The 19,042-nt window shown below is 52.4% G+C and carries 17 protein-coding genes; 6 read left to right on the top strand and 11 right to left on the bottom strand.

All coding sequences use genetic code 11. The features are described from left to right. Positions 1 to 66: 66 nt before the first annotated feature. From FN808_RS08135 to FN808_RS08150, 4 genes are all read left to right on the top strand, one after another. Positions 67 to 645: an RNA polymerase sigma-70 factor gene (locus tag FN808_RS08135; protein ID WP_142714072.1), complete on the top strand. Its 579-nt coding sequence runs from the start codon at positions 67 to 69 to the stop codon at positions 643 to 645. Continuing rightward, a complete protein-coding gene (locus FN808_RS08140) occupies positions 638 to 1,600 on the top strand; it encodes a FecR family protein (RefSeq protein ID WP_142714073.1) in 963 nt (320 codons plus the stop codon). Before FN808_RS08135 ends, FN808_RS08140 begins: the two co-directional genes overlap by 8 nt. Positions 1,601 to 1,646: 46 nt before the next feature. Then, complete coding sequence (locus FN808_RS08145) at positions 1,647 to 4,424, top strand: TonB-dependent receptor (RefSeq protein WP_185958309.1); 2,778 nt, start codon at positions 1,647 to 1,649, stop codon at positions 4,422 to 4,424. Between the two features lie 1,451 nt (positions 4,425 to 5,875). Then, entirely contained in the window at positions 5,876 to 6,418 is a 543-nt protein-coding gene (locus tag FN808_RS08150) for an acyl-CoA thioesterase (RefSeq protein ID WP_221929978.1), read from the top strand. Between the two features lie 11 nt (positions 6,419 to 6,429). Here the strand turns inward: FN808_RS08150 and FN808_RS08155 are convergent, their stop codons facing one another. The 11 genes from FN808_RS08155 to FN808_RS08205 all read right to left on the bottom strand — a co-directional run bounded on the left by FN808_RS08155 (position 6,430) and on the right by FN808_RS08205 (position 15,479). After that, positions 6,430 to 6,855: a VOC family protein gene (locus FN808_RS08155; protein WP_142714075.1), complete on the bottom strand. Its 426-nt coding sequence runs from the start codon at positions 6,853 to 6,855 to the stop codon at positions 6,430 to 6,432. 130 nt (positions 6,856 to 6,985) lie between these two features. Further along, positions 6,986 to 8,284 (bottom strand): tetratricopeptide repeat protein, encoded by a 1,299-nt coding sequence (locus FN808_RS08160; RefSeq protein ID WP_142714076.1) that lies wholly within the window; start codon positions 8,282 to 8,284, stop codon positions 6,986 to 6,988. 18 nt (positions 8,285 to 8,302) lie between these two features. After that, positions 8,303 to 9,196, bottom strand: coding sequence for a flagellar hook-associated protein FlgL (flgL, locus tag FN808_RS08165; RefSeq protein ID WP_142714077.1), 894 nt, complete (start codon positions 9,194 to 9,196; stop codon positions 8,303 to 8,305). Positions 9,197 to 9,210: 14 nt separating this feature from the next. Then, the gene (flgK, locus tag FN808_RS08170; RefSeq protein WP_142714078.1) at positions 9,211 to 10,566 is read right to left on the bottom strand and encodes a flagellar hook-associated protein FlgK; all 1,356 of its coding nucleotides are present in this window, start codon (positions 10,564 to 10,566) and stop codon (positions 9,211 to 9,213) included. A gap of 3 nt (positions 10,567 to 10,569) precedes the next feature. Next, positions 10,570 to 11,088: a flagellar export chaperone FlgN gene (gene flgN / locus FN808_RS08175; protein WP_142714079.1), complete on the bottom strand. Its 519-nt coding sequence runs from the start codon at positions 11,086 to 11,088 to the stop codon at positions 10,570 to 10,572. 43 nt (positions 11,089 to 11,131) lie between these two features. Beyond that, positions 11,132 to 11,428: a hypothetical protein gene (locus FN808_RS08180; RefSeq protein ID WP_142714080.1), complete on the bottom strand. Its 297-nt coding sequence runs from the start codon at positions 11,426 to 11,428 to the stop codon at positions 11,132 to 11,134. Positions 11,429 to 11,430: 2 nt separating this feature from the next. After that, positions 11,431 to 12,567 carry a flagellar basal body P-ring protein FlgI gene (locus tag FN808_RS08185; protein WP_221929979.1) on the bottom strand — a complete coding sequence of 379 codons (1,137 nt, stop codon included), beginning with the start codon at positions 12,565 to 12,567 and terminating at the stop codon, positions 11,431 to 11,433. Next, positions 12,567 to 13,178: a flagellar basal body L-ring protein FlgH gene (locus FN808_RS08190; protein ID WP_185958310.1), complete on the bottom strand. Its 612-nt coding sequence runs from the start codon at positions 13,176 to 13,178 to the stop codon at positions 12,567 to 12,569. Before FN808_RS08190 ends, FN808_RS08185 begins: the two co-directional genes overlap by 1 nt. Next, positions 13,175 to 13,882, bottom strand: a complete 708-nt coding sequence (gene flgA / locus FN808_RS08195) for a flagellar basal body P-ring formation chaperone FlgA (RefSeq protein ID WP_142714083.1) — start codon at positions 13,880 to 13,882, stop codon at positions 13,175 to 13,177. Before flgA ends, FN808_RS08190 begins: the two co-directional genes overlap by 4 nt. A 6-nt stretch (positions 13,883 to 13,888) precedes the next feature. Then, positions 13,889 to 14,683: a flagellar basal-body rod protein FlgG gene (gene flgG, locus FN808_RS08200; RefSeq protein WP_434084128.1), complete on the bottom strand. Its 795-nt coding sequence runs from the start codon at positions 14,681 to 14,683 to the stop codon at positions 13,889 to 13,891. Between the two features lie 34 nt (positions 14,684 to 14,717). Further along, positions 14,718 to 15,479, bottom strand: a complete 762-nt coding sequence (locus FN808_RS08205; RefSeq protein ID WP_142714085.1) for a flagellar hook-basal body protein — start codon at positions 15,477 to 15,479, stop codon at positions 14,718 to 14,720. Between the two features lie 392 nt (positions 15,480 to 15,871). Between FN808_RS08205 and flhB the strand changes: the two genes are divergently transcribed. Further along, positions 15,872 to 16,945: a flagellar biosynthesis protein FlhB gene (flhB, locus tag FN808_RS08210; protein ID WP_185958311.1), complete on the top strand. Its 1,074-nt coding sequence runs from the start codon at positions 15,872 to 15,874 to the stop codon at positions 16,943 to 16,945. After that, complete coding sequence (flhA, locus tag FN808_RS08215; protein WP_142714087.1) at positions 16,946 to 19,039, top strand: flagellar biosynthesis protein FlhA; 2,094 nt, start codon at positions 16,946 to 16,948, stop codon at positions 19,037 to 19,039. The last annotated feature ends 3 nt before the right edge of the window (positions 19,040 to 19,042 follow it).

A 19,042-nucleotide genomic window follows, 5' to 3' on the forward strand; every position in this document is an offset into this window, starting at 1 on the left:
CTTTGCATAAATTAGTAGCTCACAATAGTTATACTGTTTCACTGATGTGTAGCTATACTGCAAACCATGGATAAGCCGTCGAAAAAGCAAATACGTATTTGGGGTGAGAGAATTCTGGCGTCGGACCGGAAGGCTTTTAACAGCCTATTCAGGTCCTTATACCCCCGTCTTATCCGTTATGCAGGCAGTTATAATCGAAACAGGGCGGTAGCCCGCGATATCGTGCAGGATGCTTTTGTAGCACTGTGGGAAAAACGCGATCAGCTCGAACCCGATCGCTCCATCACGGGCTATCTTTACAGTATCGTGCGAAACAAATCACTGAATTATATCCGGGATCATTCCAGGGAGGCGGTGGGCCTGCTGGAGGATCGTCCGCTGAAAGCGGCGGAGGAGAGCGAGGGACGGCATGAAAAGGAGCGGCTGGTGGCCTTGTTGAAAGGCTGGATCAGTCAGCTGCCGGATCGCCAGCGCGAGGCTTTTGAACTCAGCCGGTTTGAAGGACTGGAACATGATGAAATTGCCGAAGTAATGGAGGTCTCACCGAATACAGTGAACAACCATATTGTGGCGGCCCTGAAAACCTTGCGTGATCAATGCGATACCTATAAGATGAAGCAGATGGAGGACCCACGTTATGAATAAAGTACCGCGAGAAAAAAATGAGGATGCTTCCAGCCGCGGAGATTTTTTTGCACAGTTTCCGCCGGACGACCGGAATCGTATGAAAGAAATATGGGAGCTGTCGGCCGATGCCGGTCCGCCGGCCCCGCACAGTTCGGAACAGGAAGTGGAGTCGGCGCTCCTGGAAGTACACGGACGCATTCGTACGGGGGGGCGCCCATTGAAGAGAGCGGGACAGGGCAAAAAAAATGGATGGACAAAAGTGCGCTGGTGGCTGGCGGCGGCCGTCGTTCTGCTTGTGTTTGGAGCCGGGCTCCTGTTGAAGTCCCAAACGATATCCGTACCGCGGGGCGAGCTGGCGACGGTGACCTTGCCCGATGGGTCTACGGTGGAGCTGAACAGCGGAAGTCAACTGTGGTATAGCCGATTGTTCGGATACACGAATCGAACGGTTCACCTGGACGGGGAAGCATTTTTCGAGGTGAAGGAGGGGGGCTCCCCTTTCATTGTCAGTACCCAGCAGTCGGTGGTCCGGGTGACGGGCACGCAATTCAATATACGTTCCTGGAGCCTGGAGCCGTCCCGGACAACGGAAGTGACGGTAACGGAAGGCCGGGTCCGGTTTTATCCGGAAGATCTGCCCGAACATTCGGTGATGCTCCGGGAAGGAGAATTCAGCAGCTGGTCGGAAAATATGAAGCAACCTCTGGCACCCCGGAGCGTTTCCGTTGATAACCGGCTGGGGTGGCGCAAGCAGAAATTGATGTTTAATGAACAACCCCTGGTGGTTATTTTCCAGGAGCTGGAACGCCGGTTCGATGTTGATATTGAGCTGACCGCCCCCCATATGGCCGGCGAAACGCTGTCTGCTTTCTATGCCCGTCCCAAGCATGTGGAAACGGTGCTGAAGGATATCTGCCGGGTAAAAGGGCTGCGCTACTCCAGGACGGCAAATGGATACCGTGTCTACAAATGAGGTCTGTTATCCAGCATTCCAGTTCAATTCAAAACGATCAGCGAACATGCATTACCAGGTAGCGCGGCGGATCATTTGTTGCCTGTTACTGCTGCTGACGGCGGCCATTGCCGGAGCGCAGGACCGGGGGGACGAGCAGTACTCGTTCACCTTTAGAGGGGATCCTTTATCCCGGGCGCTGGAGTCCATAGCTGAGCAGACCCAGACGGATATGGTTTACGATCCGCAGATTGTCGAGGGAATAAGTGTGTACGCCCGCATCGAGGAGGAGGGGGTGCCCGGGATACTGCGGGAGGTGCTGGGAGCTACAGACCTTGATTTTCTTACCCTTTCTTCAGGAACCGTGGTCATTGTTCGAAAGGTTAGTGACGCCCCGTCCTACGGTTCCTATTCCGGCAAGATTGTGGATAGTTATACGGGCGAGCCGCTGCCGGGGGCTACCGTCATGCTTAAAAATGCTTCGGGAGGAACGAGCACGGGTAAAAACGGGCACTTTATGCTGAACAGGATGGTTTCCGGGTCATATAATATTGTCTTTAGTTATATAGGGTACGAAGCGGTGTACAAGACCATTGAGATCGAGGCCCGGCAGGATTACCGCGAAATAATTGCGATGAAGCCCCAACCGGTTGACATCGAACCTGTGGTGGTTACGGGACATCTGCCGCAGGTATCCGCTGCAGGGGACGGCGGTGAGCAGAGCATCAGCCCGAACAGCGCCTGGGCATCGGCAGGCCGCATGCAGGATGCCATCCGCAGCCTGAGCCTCTTTTCCGGGGTGCAGTACGGTCTGCCGCTGACGGATATGCACCTGCAGGGAGGAAAGCGGGGCGAGCACCGTATTTTGCTCGACGGCGTCCCGGTGTATAATCCCTACAGCTTCGGCCGGATGTTCAGCGCTTTCAGTCCCTATGCCATAAGCAATGTGCGGTTGTTCAAGGCCGGCTACGGTACGCCTGAAGGAAGCCAGATTGCCGGTCTGATCAACCTGAAGCATGATGTCAAGGATACGGGTGATCCAGAGGTTACCTTCCAGGCAGATCCGCTGAGCTTAAACCTGCGGGGACGTCTATCCTTCCCGGCCGGCCGGGATTCTGCTTTCAGTGTGATGGGTGCAGCGCGTTCCAACTACTGGAAGGTGTATCGGGAGCCGACCCTTGACCAGACACTCAGGCAGTGGGATGATCTGGATCCCCTGCTGACCAACGTCCTTGTGGACAGTGACAATGATGCCACGCTTTACGACCCGCGTGAACATCATTCCGCCGTCCGCTTCTACGACCTGCACCTGGCTTCAGAATATGAATTCAATCCTTACAAAACGCTGTTCGGCTCGCTGTACCTGGGCGAAAATGAGGTGAGCACGGACCTGCTCCGCCAGGCCACCAGTCCACAGGGCATTCCGGAATACCTGTATGCCCGGGATGCCTACCACTGGAATAATTTCATGGGGCAGCTTACCTACAGCCAGCTGCTTTCGCCCCGCCTGGACATGAGCGCGCGGCTTAGTTACAGTTCCAACCAGTTCAATCACCGGTACCTGCTGGGGACCAGCAATAACCCCATTATTCCCATGATGGCGGGGACGTCTGCAGAGGCCGTATATTCCGATTTCCAGACGGCGATACGGAATGACCTGGTGCCCAACCAGCGCAGCAGGAACAGTATCAGGCATGCTATTTTCCAAACCGACGGCACCTACAGTTTTACGCCCCGTTTCAGGGTGGAGGGGGGCTTACAGTTCGATTATGTAGCCTCTGAAGTTAACCTGAGTGACCTTTTCTACCTGCCAACGTTGTCTGATCAGCGTTCCGCTCTTTTCAGCAGTTACCTCAGGGGGAGTCTGAGGAAGGGCGAATACTGGAAATTTACGCTTGGCAACCGGTTGACCTATGTCAGCATGGCCAGGCGGCTTTATACTGAACCCCGGGGAAGTATCCAGTATGACCGGCCCGATTCCGGCATCGGCTACTGGTCTGTTCGGCTTGCAGGCGGTCTCTACCGGCAGTTCGTCAACCAGTTTGAAATCACGAATCCCGGCCCGACTTCCCTGGTGCCCTCTTTTACGGTTTGGTCGCATGCCGGGTTGTCGGAGAGGCCCAAAGCGTGGCACCTGAGCAATTCCTTTCATGTTGAGCCAACGGAGCATACGAGGCTGAGCCTGGAGTGGTTTTACAAGTGGCAGCCTGCCACGTATATGGTCTCCTATGATAATCTGCTGCAGGGAGAGGCGATCAACCGGTCGGACATGGGCGCTTTTGCCGAGTCAACGGAGATGACCAATATGGGCATGGGCATGCGATTGCACCAGTCGCTGGCGGATACACGGGCTAAAGTTATATTGGGCTACGACTTCAACTACAACCGAATTTGCCTGGATCGACAGTTCGGCCGCAGCCTGCCGGCCTCCTGGGCCGAACCCCACCGGTTTCAGCTGCGTACGATGTGGCATCTTTTTCCGGGGGTGACGGCCGTAGCAAAATGGCAGAGCATCCTTGGCCGGAGCTGGGGCTTTCGGCAGTCCTATTATAATTACCTGCTCTATGAGGGGGAGTATAATTTTGGGGATTTTGACTTTACCCACCCGGAGAACGACCGCCTGGATCCCTTTCACCAGCTGGACCTCTCCTTCCTTTATCGACCTTCATCTGAAACGCTGGATCTAGAACTTCGGCTCGACCTGATCAACCTCCTGGACCGGCGCAACACCATCGACTGGAGCCTGCAGCCCATGCATGAAGGAGACGGCGGGGAGACGTATGAAATACGGAAACGCAGCCTGCCGGGCTTTCATCCCTCATTGAGCATCCGCCTCGATCTTTGAACCGTGAATGGGAGCGGTAAATATTATTTTTTCTCCCCTACTGTTCCCACCTACCCAAACGTTCGATCTTTCATTAGGCCGGGGATTTTTTCTTATGAAAGTGATAAAGGAGGTCTGATAATAGAATACATGTTTCCCAACGATATTTCGAGCCTTGGGGAGAAATCCTTCTGCAACTCGGGCCCTTAGCCTTACGAATAGAAGACCTCTCGCCAAGGCTCGAGATGACGATGCGGGGGGCAGGTAAAAAATGGTCGCCCTTATAAGGCTACCCGCATCAATCCAGCACCCCCGTCATTTCGAATGGAACACAGTGGAGTGAGAAATCTTCAATTGTCCGGGTACCCTGCTTTAAGATCAAAAGTTATGGATCAGGGTTTCCCCAGACAGCCGGCCTTGGCTGGGGAGGCGTGAAAAGCAAGCGATCCCGTGCGCCGAAGCAGGTTCAGCATGTTTTACGTACCTTTTGACCATTCAAAAGTGCTTATATATAAAAAAGAATTGATTTATATATAGAAGAGAGTGCAACAGGTAATTTATTCGCTGATCATTTTTTGTCACCAAAGTAATTGTTCCATTTTTTCAGTCATGAATTCCGAATTCTCGGAACCAGCAGAACTGGGAAACCCAAAAAAATGACCGGCTGAGAAAATTAAGGAATCAGTCTCCGCCGGTACATCGTAAAATAATTTAACTTACTCCGCTGGTCGCGGAGCTTCAGACATAAATTATTTTTGATCCTCTGTACCGTCTTCGCCAAAAAAGATCCCTGACTTTTCGTTAGGCCGAAGGGGGGGGCTCCTTAATGAAACGACTTTCTCCAGATGAAACTTATCACGTTCAATAAGGAGTAACCAGGGGCTTGGGGAAGAGTCGGGAAACATTATTTAGTTCAATTAATCATGTGGAAGAGCTATCCCTGATCGAAAAGTTTTAGCCATTACAACATCTTGCTCTTCCCCAACACTTTTTTCGTCTATTTTTTGGTGACAAAAAATGGACTATAAAACCTTTTTTGGGGGTACAACCAACAATGTAAAGTTAAATTCTTCTTGAGTTTTTACAAGCCCAGCTTTGCTGGTTCCGAGACTTCGGAAGGGTCAAGCCAAAAGATTCTATGTTAAAAAATATTGATCAGAAGAGAGGGCAACAGTTAATGCATCAGCTGATGTATTTTTTTTATAAGGCTACCCGCTATGACCACCTCGAAGTCATTTCGAGCGTCAGCGAGAAATCTTCTACTATTCGAGCACTCTGTTTTTAGAAAAAAATGTAGTGAGTCAATTCACCCCAATAGCCGGCCTTGGCTGGTGCTACATAAAAAGGAATTGATTAAGATTATAAGAAGGGGCAATAGGCAATTTACCGACTGTACTCCTTCCACAGTCGGATAACATTCGGTCATTTTATTTGTATCTTACCCTCCAATAAAACCTAACAGCTATGTTGTCATGAATAACCGATTTGAGCAGACTCCTCGTGTAAATACCGATACCGATAACAAGACCGTTTCCGCCTCCCGGGTTCGCATGAATGAATTGGTGATGCCCAATGACACTAACCCGCTGGGGAATCTCATGGGCGGTCGCCTCATGCAGTGGATGGATATCTGTTCCGCTATATCGGCCCAGCGGCACTGCAATCGCAATGTGGTAACGGTGGCGGCCGACAGTATAGAATTTAAAAATGCCATTCAGCTGGGTGAACTGGTCGTCATCGAGGGGGAAGTGACTCGATCGTTCAACAGCTCCATGGAAATTGCCATGGAAGTGTGGGCCGAAAATCTACGAACGAGCGAACGCCGGCTTTGTACGACTTCATTTTATACCTTCGTGGCGGTGGATGCGGACGGAAAGACCGTTCCGGTCCCCAAAATCATCCCCGAGACGGATTTTGAGAAGGAGCGTTACAAGCAGGCGGAAAAACGACGGGAAATGCGCCTGGAGATTTCAAAGCAGAACCACTATGCTCATCAGAAGGACAAGTCAAAATAGCTGGACAGAGGTTATGAGGGCAGTACATTCCCATCTGCATCGTAGTTCATGAACGGGTTATAAGCGATTTCCCAGAGATTGCCTTCAGGATCTTTAATATATCCGCTGTATCCGCCCCAGGAGGTTTTTTCGGGAGGCTTTACGACATGAGCGCCCCTGGTTTTAAGGGTGTCAAAAAGGTCATCCACTTCCTTTTCCGACTGGAGGTTATGGGCCAGTGAGAATCCCCTGAATCCTTTTCCGCGTGCGCTGACGGCGGCATCTTCTGTAAGGTCTTTCCATCCGAAGAGGGCCAGCTGTACCCCATTGAGCTGAAAAAAGACGATCTCCTCATTGCTGCTGTCCAGTGGAGACCAGCCAAATACATTTTTATAGAAAGCCCGCATCTTTGCTAAATTCCGGACTCCAAGTGTAATGAGGGTAAGCCGTTGTTCCATCGGGATGCCTGCCTTTGAAGGTTAAGGGGGAGTCATCGTGCTGGACTGACAGTTAATCTAGTGCTCTTTAGCCCGGGGAGCAAGTGCTGAAACAGCTGATGAGATTTACACAAAGAGTGATCAGCACCTGTCAGTTAAGCAATGACTGGGCTTTTTCAATTTGCTCATTTTTTATGAGCGTGGAAATCCACCCGTGCAGCAGCCTGTTGTCATCGGGGTTGTGTGCCACGAGTTCTTCATAGATGTCATTCACAAAAGAATACCAGCCATTGTCTTTAAAAAGGGAGAGCGACTCCAGCAGCCGGGCCGACATGTCATCATCCAGGTTGTCGGGAATGTGATCGCCAAAAATTTCATAAAAATACTTGACAGATTTCCGGTAGTTTTCAAGTTCAATGGCGTAAATGAAGAGCTTCTCCAGGACCGCCTGTCCAATATCACCATTATTGAGGTCATAGAAGGTTTCGTAATGTATAAAGGCCCGGTCGTAATCCCCTTTTTGAAACATGTTTTCAGCCAGGAGAAAGTGGCATTCCTCTTCAGAAAGATAGACGTCCATATTTGCACGGGAAGTCTCTTGGCAGATCTCCAGGTAGTCGGTCAGCGTTTCATAGCATTTTTCCACTTCGCCCGACAGCTGGTAAATTTTAAATAACAGCAGGTAGGGAACACGCTGCTGCTTTTCTTTTTGAAGCGATTGACGGGCGACGAGAGCCGCAGCCTGTAGTTTATGCTGCTCGGTGAGTGCATGGGCAAGTCCATTCAGTGCTGCCAGGTAATCGTGTTCCAGCAGCTGTTCGTCGCGCAGCAGCCGGCGAAAATTGTCTTCCGCTCCGGCGTAATGCTGCATTTCGGATTGTAGATGTGCCTTCCAAAAGGTTTTTTTGAGAGCGGTTGCCCACTCCGCCTCCTCTTCAATGACTTCAGAATCATAAAGGGGGCTGTATTTTTGGATGGGAATAGATTTTTCGGATAGCTTCCAGTTGCCGGCTGTGAAACGGCGGGTCAGGTCCGGAATATGAAAACCCTCGAAGAAGGGGGCACTGTCGGGCTGTACCGGGAAAATCCGCAGCTGGTAGTTTTGTTTTGGCTGTTCTTTTTCGGCTTCGGTAATGAGGGCCCGGTAACAGCTTCGGTCTTCGATCGTTCGGGGAAGATGCTGGAGTTTACAGCGTTCATCCTGCTCAAGGAGCATGGCAAAAGGCGTATCAACCTTTTTGAGGGCCCTGTTCAAGCCATGCACTTTGCCCTCGGATTCTCCGTAGCATACCTGCTCAGACGTCAGTTCCCGGACCCAGGGGCATGCGGCATGACGGGCTGTGACCGCTATGATATGGTCAAAATGCTGTTTCAGTTGTCGGCAGTATGCCGGATCCTGCCGCTTGCCTGAGGCGACGTAAAGCAGGCTGATATTCTGGCTGATACTCATACGGCTGTGAAGCTGTTATTAAATATAGTTAAGCAGCGAAGTCTGTGTTATGCGGGCATGCACATTCAGGGCTGCATTATAGGTGGTCTCATGTTTCTGGAAATTGCTGATGGCCTCGGCATAATCCGTGTCGGTTAGCTGACTGATCTCAGCTTCCTGATTAATGGATTGAGATTCTATCTGGTTGGTCACAAACTGCATGCGGTTGATGTTGCTACCGATGCCGGAGGTAAGTCCGATGATATGATCGGTAGCTGTTTCAATGTCTCCCATCGTATTTTTTAAGGCTGTTGTATCATCATTGCGAAGAGCGTTCTCCACCGATTCAAAGACTTCGAACAGGTCCCCGGCATCAGTATCGCGGAGGTCGGAGCCCGTGATGGAAGTCTCGATGGTCGCATGAGAGGAAAGCTGGATTTTAAGCGGTTGGCTGGTACTGCTGTCTGCGACTCCGCCGGTCGCGGTGCCGTCGGGTGTAAAGGGGACAGTGTCTGAATTCGTGCCGGCAAACAGGTAGGTATTATTGTATTTGCTGTTGGCCAGGTCAATCATTTGGTCGCGAAAGCTGGCCACTTCGTCAGCTAAGCTCAACCGGTCATCTTCGGCAAGGGTGTCGGTGCTCCCGTTGACAGCCACCTTTTGCAGGTCAATCATGATATCGACCATGTCCTGCAGGCTTTGCTGGGTACTTCGGGCCTGGCTCAAGCCGGTGCTGATGTTGCTTTTAAATTGTTCATTTTTCCGGAGGACGTTTTCCAGTGACCGGCTTATGCCAAAAGCCACACCGTCATCGGAGGCCTTGGTGACTCTCTTTCCGGTGGAAAGCTGGTCTTGGAACTCGGCAAGCATTTCGCGGTTGCGGCTGAGTTCTTTTAATAGTCCGTTGAACAGAAACTGTTGAGTAATACGCATAATATAGAGTATGGTTAAATGATTCCCAGGAGGGTATCGTACATCTGTTGCCCGGTCTGCAGTACCCGGGCTGAGGCCTGGTAGGCGTTTTGAAACTTGATCAGGTCGCTGAGTTCCTCATCGATGTTTACGCCCGCCTGGCTCTGCTGCTGATTGACAAGCATCTGTTTGGCCGACTCTTTGGATTTAATGCTCTGTTGAAGTTTATTTAATTCAATGCCGGGACGGCTTATCATCTCTATGACATTGTTGTTGAATGTTTTGCCGTCGAGGATCTTCTTGTTGCGGAGATCGCTCATCTGCAGGGCAAGGTCATTGTTGCCCGCTTCGCCCGCGGCGGAAGAGGCGGCGATATGCTCTGGGCTTTCCACAAGCTCCGGGTTGAGGGTGATGGATCCGGCGGTCTTATAGGACGGGTTGAAAAAAGATCTGTTCGTATTGTCTTCCAGGCCGTAGCCGCTGGAATGAATGGCATTGACCTCGGTTACGACGGCCGCGGCGATATCATCCAGCCGCTGCTGGGTCTCAGGGAGCACCTCTTCGTACATGTCGATGTCGGCCGCCAGGGATCCCGAGCCGGGTTCAATCAGTTTGCCGTTATCCAGCCGCAGCCTGAACGCCTCGCTGCCGGGCCCGGTCTCAGCGGTAATGGTCTGATGGTCCGTGCCGTCGAGGACAACAATGCCGTCGATGCGGGCCTCTACAGTTCCGTCACTGTTGAAGGTGGTGTCCAGGTCAACCAGTCCGGAAAGCTTCTTGATAAGCTCCATCTGCTGATCCTTGCCGTTGAGTTCGGGCTGTCCGCTGGCCTCGGCGCGGGCAATGTCTGCGTTAACCTGGGTCAGGCTCTGCAGTATAGAGTTGACGTTTTCCACCCGCGACAGGGCCGCATCATGCACGCGGCTTTTAATATTCCCGAGGTCGCTGGCCAGATTCTTGAATGTGGCCACGAGCGACCGGCTTTCTGAAATGACGACATTGCGCTGGTTGATATCCTGGGGATTGTTGGCCAGCTCCGAGAAGGTGTTAAAGAAATTATCCAGAGCTACATCAAGGTCACTCCCCCCGCTGGTTACCATCGTGGATTCAATCTGCTGGTAAATACGGGTCCGCTCGTTCATATCGCCCAGCTCATGTTCCTTGAGCATGAGCTGTCGGTCGGTAAGGCCTTTCCGGAGCTGCTCTACCGCTTCGATGCTGACTCCGCGTCCAACGGTGAAGCCATCCTGTTGCAAAGTGGCCGCCGAGAGGTCAGTCCGCTGGCGCGTATAGCCGGGGGTGTTGGCGTTGGCAATATTGTGCGATACAACAGCCGTTGACTTCTGTGATGCCAGGAGGCCGCTTCGTGCTATTTCAAAAATATTACGCATGGGTTATGCCTTTTTATTAACTGCAATGCTATTGATGCTGCGATCCTGTTGCCGGCCTGCAGCATCATACGACTGCGATCCGGGTCTGCCCAGCTGAAAAATTTCTTGGAAGGTTTCAAGGGTGTGCTGCTGGGCAAAGTGGAGAAGAGTTGCAAGCTGTTCTCCCGCTTTTTGGGTTTTCCGGACCCGGTCCCGGAGTTCGTCCCGAAGTCCTTCCAGTTCTTCCGCAGCTTCCCCGGTCCTGTCAATGAGGATGCTGAGCGAAAGCTGGTCTTCATTCGGGCAGTGCCGGGCAAAGAGTCTTTCAAGCTCTTTGCGAAACTGTTCTTCCGCCGTACTCAGCTGTTCATGGTTGCGAAGCTGTCCTTCAACCAGGTCCTCAAGCTCATCCATCGTGTCGTCGATCACTGCCTGACGCTGGCACTCAAGCAGCCGGAAGGCTGTTTTATAGCCTTCGATCAGTTTTTTTAGAATCTTTTTCAGGGGCATGGAATTGAATGTCGTATCTTGTGGGGGCATCATAAAAGCTGTAGCGGTGTTAGCTGTTGCGAATAAGAGGTTATATCTACTGCTCTTTTTGGTTCAGATATTGTGCAATTTGTTTCCCGATACCCAAATCCTGGTGCCGGGCCAGTTCCTTCGACAGAGTATCAATGATGTGTTGCCGGTAAAGCCCGCTTCCGGCATTGCCGATCATAGATTGCTTATCGTCATTCTTAAACAAACCTTTAGTCATTTCCTGTACCAGCTGCCGGGCAAAGAGTTGTTCAAATTTAGCGCCGATCTCCCGGGGAGATTCCCGGCTGCCGTTTTTTTCTGTGGATAGGTGATTCGGGTATACTGGACTGTTTTCAATAGTCATAACTACATAACGATAAGTTTACCTTTGAGGGCTCCGGCCTTGTCGATGGCCTGGAAGATGGATATGATGTCGCGTGCCGACAGTCCCAGGTCGGTAAGCGACTGGGATAACTCGGTTACCCGTGTATTCGGCTCGATGACCATGTTCTGTGCTCGTTCCTCATTGACTTTGACCTGGGCGATCGACCCCTGTACCGTTTCACCGCCGCTCAATGCCGGGGGCTGAGAAACAAAGGGTATCCGCTGCGTTTCAATCTGGATATTGCCGTGCGAAACGAGCACTTCGCCGATCTCTACATCCCCGCCGGCCACGATAGTGCCTGTCCGTTCGTTGATGACGACGCGTGCGGGGGTCTCCACTTCTACTTCAAGATCCAGAATGTTGCTGGTAAAAAAGTTGAGGTCCCCGGTGCTCTCAAAACCCTCCGGCCAGGCCACGCGCACGTTGCCGGCATTGGAAACAGCCGCAATCTCTTCTTCATACTGTCCGTTGATGGCTTCGGCAATACGGCGGGCATTGGAATAATTCGGTTTTCGCAGCACCAGTCCCAGCGGCTGGTCGCGGGAGGGGGTGTAAATGTTATTTGCCACCACGGAGGCCCCCGCAGGAACTGTAGCTGTCAGTGACTGATTCCTGGAAACACGCGCACCGGGAATGCCCGATTCAAATCCCCCCTGCACCAGCGGGCCCTGTGCATAGGCATATACTTTCTGGGTCTGGGGATTGAGCAGGGGCGTCTGCATTAAGACACCGCCGCGCAGGCTGCTGGCATCACCCAGGGAGGATACCGTTATATCCAGCTCGCTGCCGGGTGCATGATAAGGCGTTACTTTAGCGGTAACCATGACGGCAGCCACGTTCCGGGTCCGCAGCTGCCCGGGATTGACGCTGACTCCGAATTTATCCAGCATGCTCGCGATGGACTGTACCGTAAAGGCGGAGCCGCGGCTCCCCATCGTCCGATCGCCGGACCGGTCCAGGCCGGTAACCAGTCCGTAGCCGATCAGTTCGATACGCTGGGCATTCTCAATATTCACCAGTTCGCTGATCTTCGTCTGGGCCTTACCGTCGGTACCGAGTACAAAAAACAGGATAGACCCAAAAAAGCAGATGGCAAGCTTGTTCATCTTCCGTTGCATTAGTTGTTAACCATAATAGCGGCGGCTCCCGTGGCGATACCTACGAGCCCCCAGATAATCTTCCGGCCGATGCCGGTTTTGTTTCGGTGCTGCCTGAGTCCTTCCTTTTTCAGGTAGGTGATTTCAGCATCGGCGATGCGGTACGACAGCACCTGGTTGGCATCATTGATATCGGTGGGACGGACATAGCCACTGATCGACATTTCATGCAGCTCGCCGTTGATCTCCGTACGCCGGTTGCCTTCTACCAGCAGGTTGCCGTTCTGATTGACCTCCTGCACCTGCACACTGAAGGATCCCTGCAGAAGCTGGCTCTGATCGGCGGTAATTCGCTCGTCAGAATTATAGTTGACCTCTGTATCACCCCCGAAGACCGGGTCAAAGGGCAGGAAATTGCTTTTCATGCTGCCCTCGGTGCTGCCGTTGGTATTGGACGCCGAACGCGCGTTGGTGGTCGAGGATCCTGAGATATTTTCCGTCAGAATAATCGTGATGACATCGCCCGGGCGATGTGCCTTGACGTCAGAATAAAGTGATTGCTGGGCCCGGGCCGGCATCGCCAGGCTGTAGCACAGCAGAAGGGTGAGTACGATCGTCAGACAGTTCTTCATAAGGTTTTCGTCCATTTTATTTTGGTGTCACTGAGTACTTTGCCCTGGTATATTTTTCGTGTTTCCCTGCTCTGTACCCGGATGAGTTCTCCTTTGGCTTTTGATTCGCGGGCTTCACACCGCAGGTTGATGGCAACCCCGTCTTTTGTATAGATAAGCTGTACGCGGTCTCCTGCCTGAACGAGAGGCGTCGGTTGTATCTCCTGTTTAAAAAGGATACTGCCGCCGGCAATAAAGCGGCGGGCCGACTGGCCATGCAGTTCATCAATAGATGCAACCGGGTCTTTTCGCAGGCTGGTGATGTCGCGCAGCTCCCAGCTCAGGTTTTCAGCTGTTATTACTTCCCCCCGCTCAATAGGCTGCTGAACTACGGGCACCTTCCGGTGAAGCCGGATATACAGCTGAACCTGCGTGGAACGTGCCTGCTGATCAGCATCGTGAAAATGTACGACAGCCTTCTGATAACCACGGGGAAGCTCCGGGGCGGTTAACTGTATACGCTGTATCCGGGAGCTGTCAGCCATGCGGAGCAAGCCGGGTATCCACTTGCCTTCAATGGTGACTTTGCAATCGGGACATCGCTCTTGCATTTGGACTTTGGCCAGATGCTCAATCCGCTGCACGGCCTGCTCCTGGCCGTGGGCGTCGGACAGGAGCAGCGACCAACAAATAATAACTGGTATCAGAACAGGTCCCCGTCGCATGATGGCCTATCGTTTGATGGAGTTGGTCATGGCCATCATATCCTCGGCCGTCTGGACCATCTTGGAGTTGGTTTCGTAGGCCCGCTGAGCTTCAATGAGACTGACCATCTCGGTTACAATATCCACATTCGACTGTTCGAGGAACCCCTGCTGAAGCCCGCCAAACCCTTCCATGCCCGGGGTACCGTAGAACGGCATGCCGGAGGTTTCAGTGGTACCGAACAGGTTGTCACCGAGCGCTTCAAGTCCGCCGGGATTGACAAATTTCGCCAGTTCTATTTGACCGAGGTCAATCGTTCCGCGATCGCCGTCAAGCTTGGCCGTGACTATGCCGTCCTGGGAGATCTGCACCCCCACTGTATCTTCCGGGATATCAATCTGGTCGGCCAGGGGAAGCCCGGACTGTGTGACCAGGCGACCGTTGGCGTCCATGGTGAAATTGCCATCCCGGGTGTAGCTGATGGAGCCATCCGGCATTTCCACCTGGAAAAAGCCCGTACCGTTGATTGCGAGATCGAGGGAACCGCCGGTTTCCTGCACCGATCCCTGTGAAAAGTTGCGAACGGTTGCAGCAGGTTTCGCCCCGTGTCCCATCTGAAGACGGCCGCCCCCCGAACTGCCGTCGGCCATACTCCCGCCGCGTTTGGAAGTGGCAATATTCTGATAGAAGAGGTCCTGGAATGCAATGGTGGATCGCTTGAATCCGGTGGTGCTTACATTGGCCAGGTTGTTGGCTATGTTGTCGACGGTCTTCTGTTGTGCACTCATTCCGAGTGCCGCGGTACTCAGTGCTCTGCTAATAGGCATAGTAACTACCTTGGTTTTTTATTGGTTTTTAAAATCTTCCTAATTTTGTGGTTGTCTGCGACAGCATTTCATCGGAGGTGCGCATGGCCCGCTGCTGGGATTCAAAAAGACGCATATTGCGGGTCATATCGACCATCTCTGAAAGCGGGTTGACATTTCCCGCTTCATAATATCCCTGCACGATCTGGGCGGAGTTTTCTTCATACATCTCCAGCCCCTCGGGTACGGCCAAATACGAATTGGTGCGTCGTTCCAGGCCCGGGAGATCATCCACGTTCACGACTTTAATCCGGGCGACTTCCTCCCCTTCGACTTTGACGGTTCCGTCTTTGGCAACCTCAATGGTAACTTCTCTGTCGGCACCCGACCCGGCAAACTGGGGGAGGTGAATGGCACCGGATACGCCTTCCACCATGCTGTTGTTCGAATCAACGAGATACCCTTCCGGATTGAGCGAAAATCGTCCGTTCCGGGTTAAAAAGGTTCCTGTTCCATTGGAGACCTGGAAGAAACCCTCTCCTTCAATAGCAAAATCAAGGGGGTTGTTGGTGGCTTCCAGCGTTCCCTGCTGCATGCTGATGCTTTGCCGGGTCTCTACTCCCTGGACGCTCTCACCGTCCAGCTTTTCCCGGAAAGCACGGTAAAATAACTTGTCACTTTTGAAGCCGGGCGTGTTGATGTTGGCCAGGTTGTTGGCGGTCACCTCCTGCGAACGCATAAGCATTTGAAGGGCACGCATAGAATGTCTGAGACGGTCGATCATATCATGCTGCATATCGTTAATGTTCACTCTTGTAGGTTCAAAAGCCGTGCCAGAAAAATAGTGTGCGGGTTTTGAAGCTTCCAGCAGGGAGGGGGGAATGGGCAACCAGAAGGCCTTTATGTGAAGCCTGTGCCTTGTACAGCGTACATCAGGTAATAGGCAGGGATCGGTTGCAGGAGAGGGAGAGGCCCATCGTTCTCATCGGAAAAATTTGCCCCGGGGCGGAAAAGCCTTCAGCAGGGCAGCAGGTTGAAAGCAACTTTGGCACGTAAGCGATAATAAATAACCGGGCTGCAGAGATGGGAAATCTTTTCCTGAGAGCGGAAGAAATTGTAGTTCTCACATTGTTCAACGGGGAGCTCTCAGAACACAGCCGAAGAATGGCTGTTTGGTACCCTTTTTGTTCTGTTATACCTGTTATGCCTGAACAAGACAATCAGAATAAAACGGAAGAGCCCACAGCCCGTAAGCTCAAGAAAGCGAGGGAAGAGGGAAATGTTGCCAAGAGCCAGGAGGTGGCCTCGGTGATGTTGATGGTCATAGCGATGGTAGTGCTTCTCAACTTTGGTGACTGGATATACGGCCGATATGAGCAGCTTTTTGAGTTTTCTTTTGTTGATCATGGACAATCACTGAACAACCAGGCCAGTGCCATGGAATACCTGGGGCAGGCTCTCATGTTTGGTTTTGAGATGATTTCTCCCCTTTTCGCAGGACTGGTGGTGGTCGCTATCCTGGCTCATGTGGGACAAACAGGCGTGGTCTTCGCTCCCAAGGTGCTGGAGGTCAAGGCTAGCCGCCTTAGCCCGGCCAAAGGATTGAAGAAGATATTCTCGATGAGGGGTGTTGTTGAGTTTGTCAAGGGATTCAGCAAAATATTCCTGATAGGGGTCATTATCTATTTTACGCTCAGAACGGAAATTGGAAATTTTACCTCCTTCCTGGTGATGCCGCTGAAAGAGATCCTGTTGCAGTCGGGTGACTATATCATACTTGTCACCAGCCGCATTCTGGCAGCCCTGGTGGTTCTTTCTTTGATGGATGCCGCATATACCCAGTACCAGCACCATAAAGATCTGAGGATGACCAAAGAGGAGGTCAAGGATGAACAGAAGCAGATGGAGGGGGATCCCCACATGAAGAACAAGCGAAAAGAGAAGGCCATGAGTTTTGTTCGTCAAAAACGGCTCGACCATGCGGTGCTGTCGTCGGACGCGGTTGTCACAAACCCGACCCACTATGCCGTGGCGCTTAAATACGAACCCAGGGAAGAGGATGCACCTGTTATACAGGTAAAGGGGATGCGGAACAGGGCACTGAAAATACGCGAACTTGCCCGCGAATACGAGGTGCCGGTGATCGAAAACCCGCCCGTAGCCCGGGCTTTGCATGCCTCAGCAGAAGAAGGCGAATTTGTGCCCCCGGAATTGTATCAGGCTGTTGCCGAAATTCTGGCTTATGTCTACCAACTGAAACAGCAAGATACTACTTAAATGGCTGAGCCCGATTCAAATAAACTCACAAGCCTGCTAACCCAGCGTACCGATATTCTGGTGGCCTCGAGCATCATTGCTATCCTGATGGTGATGATCCTGCCTATCCCTCCCATGGTACTCGATTTCTTTCTGGCGATGAATGTTTCCCTTTCTGTCATCGTATTGCTCGTGGCTTTCTATACCCTGAAGCCACTTGAATTCGCCGTTTTCCCGGGCATGCTCCTGATCCTGACGCTCTTTCGCCTGTCGCTCAATGTGGCTTCCACGCGGCTCATCCTGAGCGAAGGATATGCGGGCAACCTTATCGAGGCTTTTGGAAGTTATGTGGTACAGGGAAACTACGTGATAGGGATTATCATCTTTTCGGTGCTGATCATCATCAACTTTATCGTGATTACCAAGGGCGCCGGGCGGGTGGCCGAGGTGTCTGCGCGCTTTACCCTCGATGCCATGCCGGGCAAGCAGATGGCTATTGATGCCGACCTGAGTTCAGGCTTGATTACCGACGAGGAGGCGCGCAGGCGACGGGAGGAGATTTCGCGCGAGAGCGACTTCTACGGGGCCATGGACGGTGCCAGCAAATTTGTCCGGGGCGATGTGATTGCGGGACTGCTGATTACCTTCATCAATATCGTGGGGGGACTGGTTATCGGTACCATGCAGCAGGGGCTCAGCATTGCCGATGCCGCCGCCAAGTTCACGCTGCTGACCGTGGGAGACGGGCTGGTGAGCCAGATCCCGGCCCTGCTTATCTCGACAGCCTCTGGTATCATTGTTACGCGGGCGGCCTCGGAGGGGAACCTCAGCTCGGAGATAACCGCCCAGCTGTTCGGAAGTCCCAAAGTGATCACCATGGGGGGCGGTTTTGTCCTGCTTATGGGCATTTTGCCCGGAATGCCGCTCATCCCATTCTGGCTGATAGCCGGTATCCTGTTCTACTATGCGTATAAAAAGAACCAAAAGCAGGCCGTTGAAGAGCTGGAGGTTGAGGAGCTCGAAACCGATCAGCCGCCCGAGGAAAAGGTGGAGGACTACCTGTTGATGGATACTCTGGAGCTGGAAATCGGTTACAGCTTGATTCCGCTTGTGGACCCCGACCAGGGCGGGGATCTGCTTGATCGCATGGCCTCACTGCGCAAACAGCTTGCCATTGAGCTGGGAATACTGGTCCCGCCGATCCGTATTCGTGATAATATTCAGCTGGATTCCAATGATTATGTGATCAAAATGCGGGGTATAGAACAGGGCCGCGGCGATCTTTTGCCGGAATATCACCTTGCGCTGCTGCCCGCTGATTTTGATATCAAGCTCTCGGGCGTAAAAACAACGGATCCCACCTTTGGCATGGATGCGGTCTGGGTGAGCGAACGAAACAAGTACCAGGCGGAAAAGTACGGTCTCTCTGTTATCGAGGCGGGCGCGGTAATCACCACCCATTTTATGGAAATTATCAAGCGTAATGCTCACAAGCTTCTGGATCGACAGATGGTACAGCGGCTGGTGGACAATCTAAAGGAAACGTCACCGGCCGTGGTCGAAGAGCTGGTACCCGAGAAGATGAACCTGGGAGGCGTACAGAAAGTGCTGCGCCGGCTGCTGAAAGAACAGGTTCCCATTCGCGACTTGAATACTATACTGGAGACATTGGCCGACTACTACACGCAGACGCAGAATCCGGATGTGCTGACCGAGTATGTCCGTTCGGCCCTGAAGGAGACGATCACGGAACAGTACCAGGACAGCGGGGGTGAAGTTACGGTTTGCGTGCTGGATTCTCCGCTCGAATCACACCTCATTGAACGAGCACAGCAGGGACAGCTTAATCCCAACACTCTCGGATTCACGGCGGATACGGTCGAGAAGTTGTATGTGAAAAGTTCAAAAGCATTTGAGGAAATGATTGGCAGGGGACAGGATCCTGTTCTGCTGACGTCACCGGTGCTGCGGCCCGCCCTCTATGATTTTCTGGTGTCGGTGATTCCTGAAATTACGGTCCTGTCATACAACGACCTGACTATTGACACCCAGATTAACAAAGCAGGAACCATCAGCCTGCAGAAAATTGAACCTGAGTCTACCCCGGTAAACTAAATC

The organism is Fodinibius sediminis (assembly GCF_900182555.1).
Classification (GTDB): domain Bacteria; phylum Bacteroidota; class Rhodothermia; order Balneolales; family Balneolaceae; genus Fodinibius; species Fodinibius sediminis.